Source organism: Vibrio harveyi NBRC 15634 = ATCC 14126 = KCTC 12724 (assembly GCF_001591145.1).
GTDB classification, from domain to species: Bacteria; Pseudomonadota; Gammaproteobacteria; order Enterobacterales; family Vibrionaceae; genus Vibrio; species Vibrio harveyi.
In genome coordinates this window covers 41,248-57,346 of sequence record NZ_BCUF01000009.1, presented here as the reverse complement: position 1 = coordinate 57,346, position 16,099 = coordinate 41,248, and the positions used below count along the sequence as shown (strand labels likewise).

General features: G+C 46.8%; 17 protein-coding genes. 6 read left to right on the top strand and 11 right to left on the bottom strand.

Translation table 11 applies throughout. The features are described from left to right. Positions 1 to 21 precede the first annotated feature (21 nt). Entirely contained in the window at positions 22 to 930 is a 909-nt protein-coding gene (locus VHA02S_RS06980; RefSeq protein WP_038898184.1) for a LysR family transcriptional regulator, read from the bottom strand. A 149-nt stretch (positions 931 to 1,079) separates the two neighbouring features. Here VHA02S_RS06980 and yjjG point away from each other — a divergent pair, with 149 nt between their 5' ends. Beyond that, the gene (gene yjjG, locus VHA02S_RS06975; protein ID WP_005445424.1) at positions 1,080 to 1,754 is read left to right on the top strand and encodes a pyrimidine 5'-nucleotidase; all 675 of its coding nucleotides are present in this window, start codon (positions 1,080 to 1,082) and stop codon (positions 1,752 to 1,754) included. Between the two features lie 88 nt (positions 1,755 to 1,842). On the opposite strand, the gene VHA02S_RS06970 is transcribed toward yjjG, so the two are convergent. Continuing rightward, positions 1,843 to 2,337: a hypothetical protein gene (locus VHA02S_RS06970; RefSeq protein ID WP_038898185.1), complete on the bottom strand. Its 495-nt coding sequence runs from the start codon at positions 2,335 to 2,337 to the stop codon at positions 1,843 to 1,845. Between the two features lie 259 nt (positions 2,338 to 2,596). On the opposite strand from VHA02S_RS06970, the gene VHA02S_RS06965 reads away from it, so the two are divergent. Beyond that, on the top strand, positions 2,597 to 3,136 hold the full coding sequence (locus VHA02S_RS06965; protein ID WP_005445422.1) for an NUDIX domain-containing protein: 540 nt from the start codon (positions 2,597 to 2,599) through the stop codon (positions 3,134 to 3,136). A gap of 115 nt (positions 3,137 to 3,251) precedes the next feature. Here the strand turns inward: VHA02S_RS06965 and VHA02S_RS06960 are convergent, their stop codons facing one another. Further along, the gene (locus tag VHA02S_RS06960; protein ID WP_005445421.1) at positions 3,252 to 3,665 is read right to left on the bottom strand and encodes a DUF6559 family protein; all 414 of its coding nucleotides are present in this window, start codon (positions 3,663 to 3,665) and stop codon (positions 3,252 to 3,254) included. 34 nt (positions 3,666 to 3,699) lie between these two features. Next, the gene (locus tag VHA02S_RS06955; RefSeq protein WP_005445420.1) at positions 3,700 to 4,020 is read right to left on the bottom strand and encodes a DUF4377 domain-containing protein; all 321 of its coding nucleotides are present in this window, start codon (positions 4,018 to 4,020) and stop codon (positions 3,700 to 3,702) included. A 217-nt stretch (positions 4,021 to 4,237) separates the two neighbouring features. Between VHA02S_RS06955 and VHA02S_RS06950 the strand changes: the two genes are divergently transcribed. Continuing rightward, positions 4,238 to 4,741: a hypothetical protein gene (locus VHA02S_RS06950; protein ID WP_005445419.1), complete on the top strand. Its 504-nt coding sequence runs from the start codon at positions 4,238 to 4,240 to the stop codon at positions 4,739 to 4,741. 8 nt (positions 4,742 to 4,749) lie between these two features. On the opposite strand, the gene VHA02S_RS06945 is transcribed toward VHA02S_RS06950, so the two are convergent. After that, complete coding sequence (locus VHA02S_RS06945; protein ID WP_038898187.1) at positions 4,750 to 5,589, bottom strand: DUF3626 domain-containing protein; 840 nt, start codon at positions 5,587 to 5,589, stop codon at positions 4,750 to 4,752. Between the two features lie 127 nt (positions 5,590 to 5,716). After that, positions 5,717 to 6,976 (bottom strand): SGNH/GDSL hydrolase family protein, encoded by a 1,260-nt coding sequence (locus tag VHA02S_RS06940; protein WP_086028060.1) that lies wholly within the window; start codon positions 6,974 to 6,976, stop codon positions 5,717 to 5,719. A gap of 434 nt (positions 6,977 to 7,410) precedes the next feature. On the opposite strand from VHA02S_RS06940, the gene VHA02S_RS06935 reads away from it, so the two are divergent. Next, on the top strand, positions 7,411 to 9,786 hold the full coding sequence (locus tag VHA02S_RS06935; protein WP_038898188.1) for a S8 family serine peptidase: 2,376 nt from the start codon (positions 7,411 to 7,413) through the stop codon (positions 9,784 to 9,786). A gap of 9 nt (positions 9,787 to 9,795) precedes the next feature. After that, complete coding sequence (locus VHA02S_RS06930) at positions 9,796 to 10,158, top strand: ATPase (RefSeq protein ID WP_038895857.1); 363 nt, start codon at positions 9,796 to 9,798, stop codon at positions 10,156 to 10,158. A gap of 214 nt (positions 10,159 to 10,372) precedes the next feature. On the opposite strand, the gene ulaA is transcribed toward VHA02S_RS06930, so the two are convergent. Genes ulaA through VHA02S_RS06915 form a run of 3 tightly spaced genes read right to left on the bottom strand, consistent with a single transcriptional unit; the run spans position 10,373 to position 12,428 of the window. After that, a complete protein-coding gene (gene ulaA / locus VHA02S_RS06925) occupies positions 10,373 to 11,629 on the bottom strand; it encodes a PTS ascorbate transporter subunit IIC (RefSeq protein WP_005384349.1) in 1,257 nt (418 codons plus the stop codon). Between the two features lie 9 nt (positions 11,630 to 11,638). Next, positions 11,639 to 11,926 (bottom strand): PTS sugar transporter subunit IIB, encoded by a 288-nt coding sequence (locus VHA02S_RS06920; protein ID WP_005374080.1) that lies wholly within the window; start codon positions 11,924 to 11,926, stop codon positions 11,639 to 11,641. A 58-nt stretch (positions 11,927 to 11,984) separates the two neighbouring features. After that, positions 11,985 to 12,428, bottom strand: a complete 444-nt coding sequence (locus VHA02S_RS06915; protein ID WP_038898189.1) for a PTS sugar transporter subunit IIA — start codon at positions 12,426 to 12,428, stop codon at positions 11,985 to 11,987. 248 nt (positions 12,429 to 12,676) lie between these two features. Here VHA02S_RS06915 and VHA02S_RS06910 point away from each other — a divergent pair, with 248 nt between their 5' ends. Next, the gene (locus VHA02S_RS06910) at positions 12,677 to 13,705 is read left to right on the top strand and encodes a LacI family DNA-binding transcriptional regulator (protein ID WP_005442357.1); all 1,029 of its coding nucleotides are present in this window, start codon (positions 12,677 to 12,679) and stop codon (positions 13,703 to 13,705) included. Positions 13,706 to 13,785: 80 nt separating this feature from the next. Here the strand turns inward: VHA02S_RS06910 and phnX are convergent, their stop codons facing one another. Further along, a complete protein-coding gene (gene phnX, locus VHA02S_RS06905) occupies positions 13,786 to 14,601 on the bottom strand; it encodes a phosphonoacetaldehyde hydrolase (protein ID WP_038898190.1) in 816 nt (271 codons plus the stop codon). Between the two features lie 94 nt (positions 14,602 to 14,695). Then, positions 14,696 to 16,075, bottom strand: a complete 1,380-nt coding sequence (locus VHA02S_RS06900; protein WP_038898191.1) for an aspartate aminotransferase family protein — start codon at positions 16,073 to 16,075, stop codon at positions 14,696 to 14,698. Positions 16,076 to 16,099: the final 24 nt, after the last annotated feature.

Here is a 16,099-nt window from a genome sequence, read left to right as displayed (position 1 = left end):
GTCAGTGGGTATTCGAATCGATCAATAACGATCCCAGTACGGTGTATCAGTGCCGAGTTTTTCGCTGATGAAGTCAATGAACACTCGCACTTTCAATGGCATGTGTTTGCGCTCTGGAAACACCGCATAGATGGCATGCTCAGGGAGAGAGAACTCTTCCATAAGCGGTTTTAAGTTACCGGCTGCAAAGTCTTTGGCTGCAATAAAGGTCGGTAACTGCGCAATACCTGAGCCTCTTAATAGCAATTGGCGAATCGCTTCACTGTTGTTGACTACAAAGTTACCCTTCGGCAGAACTTTGTATTCGTTACCGCTGTTGATGAACATCCACTCGACACCGCCTCGGAAATACGAATAACGCAAACAGTTGTGCGTCACCAAATCGCTTGGTTTGGTTGGCACGCCAAATTCTTTTAGGTATTCGGGAGAGGCGCACAGTACGCTTTTACACGGAGCAAGGCGCTTAGCTACAAGGTTAGAAGTCGCAAGTTCACCAATGCGAATCCCCAAATCAAATCCTTGTTCGACCAAATCCACTAAGGCGTCTTCGAGCTGTAAATCCACCTCAATTTTCGGGTAACGTGCAAGAAATTCGCTGATAAGTGGCGCAACGTGCAAAACGCCAAAAGACATCGGGGCTGTGATTTTGAGCCTACCTTGCGGTGAGCCTTGCAACTCGGAAACGGCATCGACACCTTGTTGAGCAAGGTTCACTGCTTGTGAAGCGTACTCGAAGTATCGACGTCCAGCTTCGGTTAAGCTGAGCTTTCTTGTGGTGCGATTAAGCAAGCGAATACCGAGGTCATCTTCGAGTTGATTAATGCGTTTGCTGATCGCCGATTTGGTGAGGTTCAACTGCTTGGCTGCAAGGGAAAAGCTGCCGCATTCTACGACAGCGACAAATACTGGCAGTGACGCAATGGCATTCACGGTGTGCTCCTAGGTTATTGGGGTTATCTATTATTAGTCATATTGTTGAGAAAAACGATACAATCATTTTCCAATTATAGAGATTATCTTCAAGAAGAAAACAATTAGACTATGTGGCAGAAAACGACCTGGATATTGGAAAGAAGAAAATGAAATACGATTGGATCTTGTTTGATGCTGACGAAACCTTGTTTCACTTTGATGCCTTCAAAGGTTTGCAGCTAATGTTTTCTCGCAAAGGCGTAGACTTCACCGAGCAAGATTTTGCCCACTACCAAACGGTCAACAAGCCACTTTGGGTAGATTACCAAGATGGTAAAGTGACAGCAGATGAGCTCAAGCACAAACGCTTTACTGAGTGGGCAGAAAAGCTCAATACCACGACGGCGGATCTCAACACGGCATTCTTAGAAGCGATGGCAGACATCTGCACTTTGTTGCCGGGTGCGAAAGAGTTGATGGAAGCGCTGCAAGGTAAAGCCAAAATGGGCATCATCACCAATGGCTTTACCGAGCTGCAAGCGATTCGTCTAGAACGCACAGGTATGAGCGATTACTTCGAGCACGTGGTGATTTCTGAACAAGTCGGCATTGCCAAGCCGGATCTAGGCATCTTTGAGTACGCGATGACACAAATGGGTAACCCGTGTAAGACGCGTGTCTTGATGGTGGGTGACAACCTGCATTCTGATATCTTGGGTGGTAACAACTTCGGTATTGAAACATGCTGGCTGAACACCACAGGTGCAAGTGTGGATGAGCGCATTGCACCAAGCTACACGGTTGAATCATTGAATGAGCTTAAGAGCATTCTCATCGCTTAAGCTTAAGTAAACAAATAAACGGAAAAAGCGCTGATTTCTCAGCGCTTTTTTGTTTTTATCGATACTGTTTTGTGTCAATCGATCTTGCTTATTGGTTTGCGTTTTTTTCAGTCAATTCGCCTTGTACTTGTCGTTCTTTCTCACCAAGCTTGAAGTAAATCTTGCCGACGATGACCTCTGAAATCAGGATGGTAAACACCACCGCAAAGAAGGCTACAACACCGTTCCAAGGACCACTAAAGTCAACCTTTTCACCAAATAGGATGTTAATTGCTTCTAGCATCACGAACTTCGAACCGACCAAAATAACGTAAGTCGAAAGACCGCGATAAATCTTAGGTGCCGTGCCCGGTTTCGATTTAAAGTACTCTGCAATTTTGTGTTCCGCTTTGATCGACAGCTTCAAAAGCAACTGAAGCAGCAATGCCGCGGCGAAAGAAATCGTAAACGAATCAATCGTTACAAAGTCCCAGTATTCGTCATAGAAGTTCAGTACCGTAAGGTCTACCAATACCGCCAAGGTGTAACCAACAAACAGACGCTGTGGAGTGTTGAAACCGTAGACTTTATCCGATGCGCTCATAAGAACCCTCAATCAATAATGAACAAGTTTGCAAAGCCATGCCTTGCGTCGATGGGTTAACTATATGAGTTCCTCGAATTGAAAACTTGCCATTTCGCGCCATCCTAACCATTGCGATGAATGATTGTTTTGATTGGATATATTGAATACCAATAAGCGCGTTGAATTTGAAAACCGTCTACAAACTGACACGCAAACAGCGTTAGAATGGCGCTTAATCCAATAAGTAATTTCGAAGAATCAAGCAGTAAGGACTCTCATGGCAGACATCAAGCAGCTCGACAGCAAAGTGGTGTATCAAAATAAATGGATGACGGTACGTGAAGATAAAATCCAACGCCCTAGCGGAGCCGAAGGCATTTACGGTGTGGTCGATAAGCCAGACTGTGCGGCGATTCTGGCTATCGATAACGGTGTGATTCATTTAGTACAGCAGTTTCGTTACACCGTAGGGCAACGTTGTTGGGAAATCCCGCAAGGGGCGTGGGAATCAAATCCAGATGCGGATCATCTTGAGCTAGCAAAAGGTGAACTTCGTGAAGAGACCGGCATGCAGGCTAATAAGATGGAGTACGTTGGTGCGCAGTTCATCGCTTACGGGTTCTTAAACCAGACTTGCCACGTGTACTTCGCGAGTGAGTTGTCTGAAGTGGGCAATCAGCTAGACAGCGAAGAAGAAGATTTGATCACTCGTTCGTTTTCTGTCGAAGCGTTTGAGCGCATGATGATAGACGGCGAAATCAAAGACTGCGTGACCATTGCCGCTTATGGTTTAGCAAAATTGAAAGGCTTAGTGTAAGTAATAGAGCGAGCCGAAGTTTCGTTGGTGTAAAAGGCTCGTGATGAGCCTTTTAACGGTAAGTTTTGAGATGAATCATCGCCGCATGTTGTTACCATTGCAGTTTGGCGTAATGCTACTCACCACCGCCGCCGTCTCCCCCGAAGTCTCCGCTGTCAGCATCGAAATCATTAGAATCGGTGGCGGGTTGTTGTTTGTTGCAGTCCTGAATTTCTGCGTAAGTCAGTAAAGCACTGACGCTTACAAGATCTGTCGCTTGGTCAAACAAGGCAAGTGAGACTTCTGATTGAAATTCAACATGCTCACCCAGCTCTTGGCTTAGCCCTATCGACACGTAAGTGGTTTGGTTAATGAACATGCCGTATGCGAGAAGGGCGAAAGCGTCGTCTGTTTTTCCATTTTCTTTGAGTGCCCAATCGATCTCTTTCTTCGCGTAATCCGTTTTCTCACCATACTTGAGCACGAGTTTAGGTGTAATGTCTTTTGCGATTTCTCGAATTTGGCGGTTTCGTTTCCAACTTCCAAACATAATGATTTCCTTTCAACAGGCGGTTAATCTTGGGCTATCGTCTCTCTAGTACTTCAATGAGTTCATATCGGTACAAACTTGTATCTGCTGGCGCATTCTCTGGAGTAAATTGCTGGATGCGTTTGACTTTTAAGGTGTACTCATAGCCGGGTTCAAATTCAAAACCGTCAATTTGATCATAGAAGTAGTTACCGTCCACGACCATGCACTTCATTGGAGCCACACCCACGCAGTCTACACGCTCAGGAGCGACATGAATTGTCATTGTGTTCATGGTGTCATCAGAATTGCGCTGAGCACAACCAAACAGCACCGCTGCCATCATAGGCAATACAATATAGTGTTTTAGATTCATTCTTTGTTCCTTAAAAAGTGACCAAATTATCATAGCAAGATTGACGAAAAACGACCTTGAACTTTGCGTTAGGGGCTTTATACCCAAGTGGTTTCAAGATGCAGGGTTCAGAGCGTTGTCATTGAGTCGAGTTCAAGGAAAACAATGCAGCGTAATAGCTAGCTCTTGCCAAGTTGTATATAGTATTTCATTCATAAACCTTTGGCGGAGCAGTAGCGTGAAATTATTGGCAGATAAAACTGGTGAACAATTTTTGCAAATTTTAGATGAGCAAGGTGACACGTTAACGGTGCAATTCATCTCCAATGAAGGTGAGCCAAAAGGGCAGCCATTCAAAGATTCTCTCAAAGGGTTGATATTGGCGGGTTGGTCTCATCGAACAACATCGACTGCGATTGGCATCTCTCGATTCAAAAAGGGCTATCTTGAAGATGCGCATGTGAGTTTTGCGTTGCATCGTCTCTATCCTTTGGGACGCAAAGTAAAGCTGCCAAGTGGAGAAATCGTTCAAATCGCAAGTTATGCCAATACTCACGTTGATGGTTATTATATGTTTGTGCGTCGTGAAGGGGAGCAAGAATTGGTGCGTATGAAGATGTCACCGGATTGGCTGCTAATGCCGTCAGAAAAGCTACTTGCTCTACCTTATTATCCTCGTCCTCGAACTCAAAAAGAGCTAGATGTGATTGATGAATTCGATAGCTGGGCTGGTGGCTTTTAATCGTTAGCTTATCGATAATCAAACCCAAATCGCGCTAAGTAGTGCCAGACTTTCTTCAAATCTTGCTCGTCAAACGCTTTTGCTTTTACCGCTTCACCAATAATGCGTGGTGTTAGCATGCCATTTTCTGCAACTTGATTTGCGATGTCTAAAATGGTTTGTCCTCGGTAGTCTGGATAAAGATTGATGTCTTCTATTGAGACACAAAAGCCACTGTGCCAACGAATTTCAACTGGTAACTCGCGAGCGTAATCTTCTACCTCTGTGCCTTTAAATGAAGGATCGAGCACCAAGGCTCGAATATCTTCCTCCAAGCGCAAATCGCCGTGGATTTGAGTTTCGATATAGGCGTCCAACCTGTCTGGCGCTTGTGCGTTTAACTCATCCAACAAGGCTTGAACACGTTCAATGGTGGCGAAGTGCTCTGGCTCGAAGAAGCTATCTGGATAACAAAATGTCGCTCGCTTAGTGATTTCTGGTTTCAATAAGAAGTAGCTCGACCCAAATCTTGGTGAAGCGCCAACTTCTGAACCTGAGAAGTTTAACGCGCCATACTTTGGGCGTTGATTTGGTTGGCTATTGTCGTACACACCATCAAACACGCGTTGCTCCCAACGCCAACGCTCTCCGCCTTTATAAGCTGTTAATCCGCCATTGCTTGTACCGGTTTCAAACTGAGATTTGAGCTTTCCGTCTTGCACAATTGCTTTGAGAAGAGGTATGCCTTGAGAGGTCAAACGATCGGGATGGAAGTTAATTGTGACCGAAAATGGATGTGATTGAGGTGCTCCAACAGATTTCGAGCGAATGATTTCAAGAGCGCGTTGAGTTAAAGGATGTTCGAGCATGACGTTGACCTCAGAGTTTTCTTTCAACTTATCGAGTTCGAACGACGAATACAATCTCTGGCTTATGAATGGGAATAAGGCAATTAGAACCTCTCGACTACAGAGAGGTTCTATGAGTTTCGTTAGCTTAGAAAGGATGGTTTGACAATTGATTCGTACTTTCTAGCATTTTTTCTGCCACGTAGTGGTGTGTTGCTGTGGTCGGGTGCGTTACGTCCCAGAATACAAACTTATCAGAGCCAGAAGACGCACACTCAGAACGCAATGCATGATGGTATAGGTAATCCACCGATGAAGAGCGGTTGATGTCTTGGCAAGCTTGGCTCGCGTTTACAAAACCGTGTTGCTCTGGATTTGCTGTTAAGCTTTCAAACAGTGCATGCGTATCGTACAAGGTAACGTTGTAGCCTTGTGCAGTGTAATACGCCGCTTGTGCTTTGATGAACTCATTCATTTCCACGATCTTCGCGCGGATCTTGTTGATTTCTTCTTGAGTCGAGTAGGTAAACTGTGGTGCACGTGTTGCATCTGGTAGTGTCATCAACAACAAGTTCTTCGCACCTGCATCGGTCAGTTTAATCAAGGCTTCCGCGTAGTCTGATTTCACTTCTGGCACGCTACGGTTGTAGTTCATGAAGTCATTTAGACCAAACTCAAGGGTAAACAGGGTATTAGCAGGCTTGTAGTTTTTCGCTAATTTCGCATATGCCAAGTAAGAGGAAACTTGCTCACCTACACCAGTCAGAGCGATGTATTGGTTTTCGCCTGCCGCGCCACCCACAGCCCAGTTGTATAGCGGTAAGTTTTTCGCTTGAGCAATGTACTCAGTCCACACAAAACCGTTTGAGAAGTGTCCCAAGAACCAGCTATTTGGATTCGGGAATCGCCATTGTGATGCATTAAAGATGTTGCCTGTATCAGACAAGCTGTCACCCAATGCTACGACCTTGTTGATTTGGTCTGGCTGCATGACAGGGTCGTTGCTCCAGATAGTATGGTTGTAGGAGAAACGGTTATCGGCTGCAAAGAAGGTGATGTCAGCGTTTTCATTTGCTAGGTCCAGAGTTTGCTCACAACGTTGCTTGATAACACTTTGCGGTGTGTCTGTGTAGAACATGTTCTTGAAAGAAACCGAACTCCACCAGTAGCCATCAAGCGTGAAGTAACTGCCGTCTGGATTTTCTGCCCATTCCCAATCGGTCGCAGGTTCATCTTTTGAATAACTGGTGCGGTACCAGCAGCGGACATAAGTGTAAGTTTGTTTCGCTTGCGCGCTTCTTACTTGAGAGGCACTGACCATCTCTGGAGACAATGTTGGCTCGGCAGCGTGAGCAAAACTTAGTGGTAGTAATAATGCACTAAGTAACGTAATAGTTTTATTCATGATTCACTCTCTGTGATGATTATCGTCATGATTTAGGTGAGAATTTATCTCACCAAACGTCCTCATTCTGAGTAAATACCCTACTTAGTCAAATATCTAATTATTCATTTTGTCAATTCTGGTACCGCGTTCAACTTTCAATAGATTTAGTAAATAGCATAATTTTATAAAATCTAGAATAATTACTCACTAACATTAATTTAACATGCACTTTTGGCGTTAATAAGTAATTGCTTTATAAGAAAATTGGTTCCTTTTTGATGTTCACTTTATCTGTTGATTAAATGATCCTTTATTAACAATTATGCATTCACAAAATCAATTGTTTGGATTTTTTTACAAATAATCTATAGCTGAGTAGCTCATGTTAATGATAAGTGAATGATTTTTCATGAGCGTAAAGTGAATAAAAATCAGCTCAAAAAGGAATAGAGCAAATGCATCACACAACAACTAAATTAAATGGCTTGTTTTCATTGTCTGCCGTTGCAGTGGCACTGACATTTTCGATGTCAGCGCATGCGGCTCCTCTGACGGGGTTCGACGAATCTAACTTGCCGACCAAATACATCGTCAAATTTAAAGAAGATACGTCCAGTCCTTCAGCATTGGGTGGGAACTCATTCTGGGGACCACGTATCGCGCAAGAGTCGGTCTTAGATCAGCTCAAAGCGCGTAAAGTGGAAAAGCTAGGAAATCGCGCGATTTACAGCGTGGAAATGGAAGACTCGGAGTTGGGGCAACTGCGTAACCGCAGCGACGTGGAATACGTTGAAATTGACCCACCGCGTTATCTGTTAAGCGAGACTATCCCTTGGGGCTATGAGGCGGTGAATGCTCAGCTTCTGAATGACTCAAATGCAGGGAATCGCACCGTGTGTATCATCGACTCGGGTTACGATTTGGCGCACAACGATCTGAGTGGTAACCGAGTGTCGGGTACAAATGATAGCGGTACCGGCTCTTGGAGTGTTCCGGGTAATAACAACGCTCACGGTACACACGTAGCGGGTACGATTGCCGCGATTGCCAACACGGAAGGCATCAAAGGCGTTATGCCAAACCAAAACGTGAATTTGCACATTGTTAAGGTGTTCAATGAAGCGGGTTGGGGCTACTCATCCAGCTTGGTGAAAGCGGTACAAACTTGTGCTGACAACGGCGCGAACGTGGTCAACATGAGCCTTGGTGGTAGCCAGTCGAGTGTGACAGAGAAAAACGCGTTGCAAACCATTTACGACCAAGGCGTGTTGCTGATTGCCGCTGCGGGTAACGATGGTAATACTGCGCACAGTTACCCAGCATCTTACGATTCAGTTATGTCGGTTGCGGCGGTAGATGATAAGCGTGATCACGCGGCGTTCTCTCAAGCGACAGACCAAGTTGAAATCGCAGGTCCGGGCGTAGCGATTCTATCTACGGTGACAGTGGGCGAGGGTAAGCTTTCAGACATTCGTTTGAACGGTGTTAGCCAGTTCGATCGTGGTATCGTTCCTCACAACCGCTTGATCCAATCGGGTGGCAGTTACGGTCCTGATCCAGTAGCCGGTTCTATCACGGCGACACTGGCAAGCTGTGATGTATCTGGTAGCAGCTTCAGCTGTGGCGATATGTCGGGCAAAATCTGTCTGACCGAGCGTGTGGGCAACCAATCATCAGGCAACTACCCAGAAATCGATGCAGTTCAAGCGTGTTACAACGCAGGCGCAAGTGCGGCGATTGTGTACAGTAACTCTGAGCTTCCGGGCTTGCAGAATCCTTTCCTTGTCGATCAAAACAACGCGGCGCGTATTGTGTCAGTAACCGTTGATCGTGCCTTCGGTCAGGAGCTGTTGGGCTATGTTGGTCAAGACATTACGGTATCGACCACCAAAGGTGAAGACTACGAGTACTACAACGGTACTTCGATGGCGACGCCGCACGTAACGGGTGTTGCAGGCTTAGTGTGGAGTTACCATCCAACTTGTACCGCTGAGCAGGTACGTAACGCACTGATCAAGACAGCAACGGACATCGACGTAACAGGTCGTGATAACCGCACAGGTCATGGTCTTGTGAATGCTGAAGCAGCGAAACAATACCTAGACGCTGGCTGTAATGGTCCAGATGGCGGTGGTTCTGGCAACGACAACGTTCTAGAAAATGGTGTGGCGAAAACGCAGCTTTCTGGCGGCAGCAAATCAAGCACAGTATTTGTGTTTGACGTCCCAGCGGATGCAACGCAAGCGACATTCAATATGAGTGGTGGCTCTGGTGATGCTGATCTTTACGTACGCTTTAATGGCACACCAAGTACCAGCACTTACGACTGTCGTTCATGGGCGGGCGGTAATGGCGAAAGCTGTAGCTTGAACGTATCTGGCGCAGGGCAATATGAAGTATTGGTTTACGGCTACAGCGCGTACTCTGGTGTTTCTCTTGTAGCAGCGCATAACGGCTCGGGCGATTCATCAGGTGACGGTTCTGCACCTTCTAGCTACACCAACTCGAATGCAGTAGCAATTCCTGACAACAGCTCTGCAGGTATTGTAAGCCCATTAGATGTGGCTCGCTCTGGCGATGCAGGTTCAGTGACGATCGACTTGGATATCACTCACACCTACATTGGCGATCTTCGTGTCACGCTAACTTCACCAGATGGTGGTCAAGTAGTACTGCACGACAATGCGGGTGGTGGTGCGAACGACATTAAAACCAGTTTCCAAGCGGACTTCTCTGGTTTTGAATCACAAGGCACATGGGAACTTAAAGCGGTGGACAATGCCAGAAGAGACACAGGCACCATCAACAGTTGGACTCTGACCTTTCAATAAGGAGTGACTATGAAGAAGTTGACCTTACTTTCTTTGTCTGCGGTAGGCGCTACCGCACTATTGGCAATCGGACTGAGCTCAAGCAGCTTGGCAAACAATCAAGGATTTCCTCTCGTGGATGAACGCCAAGATCAAGCCGAGCAGCAACCTGCACGTTACTTTGTTAAGTATCATGAAGGGAAAGAGAGCGAAGTGAGAGCGCTTCTTCGTCAGCACAACATTGAAGTGGTCGACGCTCTGGTGAAACAACACGTGTTGGTTGTGGTGGGTGAACAGGCGGAAGTCGATAAGCTCGCGGATCACGATGCGGTCGAATACACCGAGCAAGAGCCGACAAGAAAGCTGCTATCTAACGGAAGTACGTTTCAATAAACCAAACCTCCTTAAGATAGTGCCAAAAAGAAAAACGCCCCTCACGTGAGGGGCGTTTGCTTTCTTTCTACGATTGCTTTCTATGATTACTTTCTATAACTGGTTTCTTCTAAAGTCAGTCATTTGCTATGACTATAGATTTTCTAGGATTGATGCCGATGAGCCTATTCCCGCATCAATCAAGTCAGTTATCAGCTAGTCATATTCAGACTACTTAGCGAACAATCAGACCCAGTAAGATACCAACAGCGCCGAAGTCTGCGTCACTAAAGGTCGTGTTAGCAAAACCTAGGTCACCAAGTACTGGCATTAGGAATACTGGTAGGAAGGTAATCAGTAGACCTTGTGCAAAAGCCCCCAAGATTGCACCGCGACGACCACCTGTAGCGTTACCAAATACACCTGCAGCAGCACCCACAAAGAAGTGTGGAACAACACCAGGAATAATCACAGTAAGCCCCATCACGTAAAGTAGGAACATACCCAAAAGACCCGCCGCAAAGCTCGATAGGAAGCCAACCAATACTGCGTTTGGTGCGTATGGGAATACAACCGGACAATCAAGCGCAGGTTTTGCGTTTGGCACTAGTTTGTCTGAGATACCTTTAAACGCTGGAACGATTTCTGCGATAACCATACGTACACCTTGAAGGATGACGTACACACCACCGGCGAATGTGATGGATTGCATCAGCGCGAACATGAACCAGTGCTTACCACCGCTAACTTCGCGTACAAAGTCACCGCCAGCAAAGATACACGTCACCATAAAGATGATGCCCATGGTGAACGAGATTGCTACTGGCGTATCACGTAGGAACAACAAGCTCTTAGGTACGTTCATCTCTTCAGTAGAGTGTTCTTTGTTACCGAACTTGCTGCCAATAAAGCCCGCTAGTACGTAAGAAAGGGTAGAGAAGTGACCAATCGCAACGTCGTCAGAACCTGTTACTTGCTTCATGTACTTGTGAGCAATCGCAGGGAAGAACACCATCACAGAGCCTACAACCAGAGAGCCAAGCGCGATCAGTGGAACACCTTTCATGCCGCTAGAAGCAAGGATCGCTGCTACCATCATCGACATAAATAGCGTGTGATGACCCGTTAGGAAGATGAATTTCCATGGCGTGAAGCGAGCGATCAAGATGTTCACTAACATACCGAAGAACATAATCATCGCCATCTCTTTACCAAACGCTTCTTGCGCGATAGAGACGATAGCTTCGTTGTTTGGAACCACGCCTGTGATGCCAAATGCGTGTTGGAAAATCGTCGCAAAGTCACCCAGAGAAGTCACAACCAGACCTGCACCCGCGCCAAGCACGATGAAACCAAGAATGGTTTTTACTGTACCTTTAATACACTCGGTGACCGGTTTTTTCTGGGCAATTAAGCCGATTAGGGCGATAAGACCTACCAGAACCGCAGGCTCTGATAGAACATCGTTCATTAAGAAACTGAAAAATTCCATAACGCCACCTTATAGAGCGCCAAGCTCTTGAAGTGCCACAGATAGACGCTCTTTCATTGCCACTTTGTCGACCATGTTATCAAGCGCAACGATGCGAGGTTCAACGCCAAGTGCGTTCAACTGTTCAACGATGTCGTTAGTACCGATGAAGATGTCACAATCCGTACCTTTTGCAGAGCCTAGATCGATATGATCCACTTCTGCGTTTACATTCAATTCTTTCACGATGCCTTTGATGCTCATTTCCATCATTAGGCTAGTACCAAGACCGTGACCGCAAACAACCATAATTTTCATAATTCAGACCTTTTCTTTTTATAGGGGTGTATGCCCATTTTGAAGGGCACATCAGGAGTTAGTATTTTTCGATGATCGCGAGAACATCTTGTGTGTTTTGAGCGGTGCAGATGGCTTCTACATGCTCTTCATTCATAAACAACTCAGCCAGTTTAGAAATCGCATCCACGTGTGAGTTACTGTCTGTCGCGGCTAACGTAACCAGCATTTTTACTGGATCGTTACCTTCAGAATCGAAGTTCACGCCGCTTTGAATCACTGTGATTGCAAGAGACAAACGGTTAACGCCATCTTCAGGGCGAGCGTGTGGCATTGCCATACCAGGACCTACCACGTAGTAAGGACCGAGCTCTTCATGTGAGCGGTAAATAGCGTCCACGTAGCTTGGCTCAATCGCGCCATTTTCAATCAGTGCTTCACAGGATTTGCTCACCGCATCTTTCCAGTCAGTAGCATCAGAATGGATGCGAATCACATCAGAGGTAATCAGTTCACGTAGCATTGGATCTTTCCGGTTTGTTGTTTTGTTGATGGGTACTTTATCGATCAATTTGTCAGAAAAACCTGAGAATGATCACAAATGGTAGCGCTATCTGATAGCGCTATCATAAATTGTGATAGCGCTACCATTTTTATCAGTCATCCGAGTTTCATATGCTTGTGATCGACTTCTAATGCGCTAATATCAAAACCACTAAAACGCTGTGGTAAGATGTCGCGGCAGAAAATAGAGAACACTAAATAAGAACAATGAGCGAACCTCGCAAACGAAGAAGTACTGGCAATGTCACCTTGGCGGACGTCGCTAAAAAAGCTGGCGTAGGCACCATGACGGTGTCGAGAGCATTACGAACGCCCGAGCTAGTATCTGACAAGCTGAGAGAAAAGATTCAACAAGTGGTTGATGAGCTCGGCTATATCCCGAATAAAGCAGCAGGGGCTTTGGCGTCTGCTGAAAGTTACTCCATCGCTCTTATCATTCCTTCCCTGTTTGAAAAAGCGTGCGCGCTTTTCTTACCGAGCTTTCAACAAGCGTTGAACAAAGCAGGTTATCAGTTGCTGCTTGGCTACAGCGACTACTCGGTAGAGCAAGAAGAGAAACTGCTTTCGACATTTCTTGAGAGCCGCCCAGCCGGAGTGGTGCTGTTTGGTAATGAACACAGCCAACGTACTAATCAGCTTTTGGAAGCCTCGAACACGCCAGTATTGGAAATTGCTGAGTTAAGTTCGAAAGCCAGTTACCTCAATATCGGTGTTGACCATTTTGAGGTGGGTAAAGCCTGTACCAAGCATGTGATTGAACAAGGCTTCAAGAACGTGGGCTTCATTGGGGCACGTGGGGATCACTCCACTTTGCAACGTAAGCTACACGGCTGGCAAAGCGCGATGATTGAGAACTACCTTGCGCCGGACCATTTCTTAACCACGCACGAAGCGCCATCTTCACAATTAGGTGCGGAAGGATTGGCAAAACTATTGCTGCGCGATTCAAGTTTGAATGCTCTGGTATGTAGCCATGAAGAGATTGCGATTGGCGCATTGTTTGAGTGTCATCGCCGCGTGCTGAAAGTCCCGACCGACATTGCGATTATTTGTTTGGAAGGCTCTTCCATGGGTGAGCACGCCTATCCAAGTTTGACCTGTGCGGAATTCGACTACGAACGCATGGGGACGAAAGCTGCAGACAAGTTACTGCAAGCCATTAAAGGTGAGCCCGTAGAGCACGCAACGGACATGGGCTTTAAGCTAAAACGCCGAGCGAGTACTGCGATCAACTAATTTGATTGGCGATAAAACTCGATACAAAAAAACCTCTCAATGCTGAGAGGTTTTTTATGCGTGAGAATAATGATTCTCGACTACGGACGCTCACCTGCTGCTAGGCGACGTTCGATATCTGCCACCACTTCTGGGAAGTCAGCAATGGTGTCGATGAGGTAATGCGGCGAGCTCTTGAGCAATTTTGCACGCGCTTTTTCACGAGCAGCATTAAGCGTTGCTTCGTCCGCGGCTTGGTATTCTTCAAACGTTAGACCTGCTTCGTTACCAGAAAGCAGCAAACCAACGGTCCACATACCTGCGTTGTGACCTTCATCGATGCCCGGTGCGGCGTCATCCACTTTGATACACGCATTAACGTCGGTTACATTCAGCTCAATCACGTTCTTCAGTGCCATAAATGGCGCAGGGCGACCACCTTGAGGCAGGTCATCCGTTGCTACTACGTAATCCGGTTTGTAGCCGTAATCCGCAGCCACAGGAATCAGCACATCCATCACTTCGCGAGGGTAACCAGAACAAGAACCGATCTTGATGCCTTTGTCTTTCAGACCGTTCACAACTTCAATCGCATTAAGGATTGGCTCTGCGTGGTCAGCCACTTTTGCTTTTTGCAGCGGCATGAATGCTGCGTAGATAGCGTCGATGTCTTCGCTGGTCATTGAGCGACCAAACTTATCATTCCAACGCTTATCAACCGCAGGAATGCGACCCACAGCTTGGATGTGATCCCATTTACCAAGCCCCATTGGTTCGCGAGCTTCTTCAAGGTAGATATCAAAATCAAAACCTTGTTTGAATGCTTCTACAAAGATGCTGGTTGGCGCAAAAGAGCCGAAATCGACGATAGTGCCAGCCCAGTCAAAGATCACTGCTTGAATTGGTGAGTTGCTCATGTTCAATCCTTTTTCTTTCTTGCTTGCCAGAGCGCTTGCCTACACGTTTGAACTGCACTCTGAATCAATTGGTTTTTGTTGAGGTCTATTGACCCTAAATGTAATTAAAGTCTTTACACACTTTGGCGATGGCTTCTTCGAAGATCGCCAACGCTTCTGTTAGTTGTTCGCGGGTGATGATCAGCGGTGGGCTGAGTTGAATCACATTGCCTTGCGATACCTTGAAGCTCACTCCGTTGTTGAGGCATTGGTAAAGCACAGCTTCCGCTTCGTCATACGCGCGTGCCTTGCTTTCGTGGTCGGTGACCAGTTCAATGCCCCACAACATGCCGATGCCACGAACATCGCCAATCACAGGGTACTTGGCTTTCATCTCTAGCAGCTTTTCACGCATGAACTGGCTGTCGGCTTTGGCTTTATCTAGCAAGCCCTCTTGCTCAATGGCTTCCATGGTTGCCAGCGCGGCAGCACAACCGATAGGGCTTTTCTCATGAGTGTAATGACCCATTGAGATTTGCTCGGCGGTGTTGTATTTGTCTTTGGTTACCATGGCTGCGATAGGCACTAAGCCTCCGCCCAAGCCTTTACCGATGCAGAGCATATCTGGCTCGATGTCGTAGGCTTGGTAGGTAAACCATTCTCCGCTGCGACCCATGCCATTCGGGATGTCGTCGATGATCAACATGACATTGTGTTTGTCACAGATTTCACGGATGCGTTTCCAGTAGGCTTTGCTCGGCACTTGTACGTCGGTATTACGAACTGCTTCTGCGATAAACGCGCCCACGCCGCCTTCTTTCTCAATCACGTACTCGAGGTAATCGGCGTAATGCACATCGCTGCCGTCCGCGACTGGGAAAGCACCACGGTAAGATACGGCTGGTGGGATGCGCTCAACACCTGCCATTAATGGTCCCATACCTTGGCGGAAACACGCTTCGCCGCCCACTGAGATGGCATCCAACGATGCGCCGTGGAAGGAATCCCACAGAGACACCACCTTGTAGTTGCCCGTGATGTGGCGCGCTAGTTTAAGTGCCATACCAACCGCAGATGTGCCTCCCGGAGCAAACAGCACGCGGTTCAATTCGCCGCCACAGATTTGGGTGAGCTTTTCGGCACATTCAATCGCGGTTTCATTGGTAAAACGACGTGGTGAAAACGGCAGTTTGGCAATTTGCTCTTGCACGCGTTTGATCACATGCGGGTGAGCATAGCCCAACTGATGGACGTTATTGCCATGGAAGTCCATGTACTTTTTGCCCGTGGCATCTTGGATGTAGATGCCTTCTGCTGCTTCCAAGGTATCTAAGCAAGGCGTCGACATGGCTTGATGAAGAAAGACTTCCGAATCACGCTTCAACAAGGCTTGCGTGCGTTCGTCGTCCATCGATGCATTCCAAGCTTGGCGCGCTGGTGTTGTGTTGACATCGCCTTCGCTGCGGAAATGGGTGGGTTTGATATTCTGAGTCATAACGCTCTCTCAATCAGAAGGCTG

What these genes read in the sequence shown, in the direction of transcription:
- VHA02S_RS06970 (WP_038898185.1), bottom strand. Translation starts at nt 2,337, where the DNA reads ATGAGCGCATCGGATAAAGTCTACGGTTTCAACACTCCACAGCGTCTG.
- VHA02S_RS06945 (WP_038898187.1), bottom strand. Translation starts at nt 5,589, where the DNA reads ATGCTCGAACATCCTTTAACTCAACGCGCTCTTGAAATCATTCGCTCG.
- VHA02S_RS06900 (WP_038898191.1), bottom strand. Translation starts at nt 16,075, where the DNA reads ATGACTCAGAATATCAAACCCACCCATTTCCGCAGCGAAGGCGATGTC.
- VHA02S_RS06960 (WP_005445421.1), bottom strand. Translation starts at nt 3,665, where the DNA reads ATGTTTGGAAGTTGGAAACGAAACCGCCAAATTCGAGAAATCGCAAAA.
- phnX (WP_038898190.1), bottom strand. Translation starts at nt 14,601, where the DNA reads ATGAGCAACTCACCAATTCAAGCAGTGATCTTTGACTGGGCTGGCACT.
- VHA02S_RS06955 (WP_005445420.1), bottom strand. Translation starts at nt 4,020, where the DNA reads ATGAATCTAAAACACTATATTGTATTGCCTATGATGGCAGCGGTGCTG.
- VHA02S_RS06965 (WP_005445422.1), top strand. Translation starts at nt 2,597, where the DNA reads ATGGCAGACATCAAGCAGCTCGACAGCAAAGTGGTGTATCAAAATAAA.
- VHA02S_RS06910 (WP_005442357.1), top strand. Translation starts at nt 12,677, where the DNA reads ATGAGCGAACCTCGCAAACGAAGAAGTACTGGCAATGTCACCTTGGCG.
- VHA02S_RS06930 (WP_038895857.1), top strand. Translation starts at nt 9,796, where the DNA reads ATGAAGAAGTTGACCTTACTTTCTTTGTCTGCGGTAGGCGCTACCGCA.
- VHA02S_RS06935 (WP_038898188.1), top strand. Translation starts at nt 7,411, where the DNA reads ATGCATCACACAACAACTAAATTAAATGGCTTGTTTTCATTGTCTGCC.
- ulaA (WP_005384349.1), bottom strand. Translation starts at nt 11,629, where the DNA reads ATGGAATTTTTCAGTTTCTTAATGAACGATGTTCTATCAGAGCCTGCG.
- VHA02S_RS06920 (WP_005374080.1), bottom strand. Translation starts at nt 11,926, where the DNA reads ATGAAAATTATGGTTGTTTGCGGTCACGGTCTTGGTACTAGCCTAATG.
- yjjG (WP_005445424.1), top strand. Translation starts at nt 1,080, where the DNA reads ATGAAATACGATTGGATCTTGTTTGATGCTGACGAAACCTTGTTTCAC.
- VHA02S_RS06915 (WP_038898189.1), bottom strand. Translation starts at nt 12,428, where the DNA reads ATGCTACGTGAACTGATTACCTCTGATGTGATTCGCATCCATTCTGAT.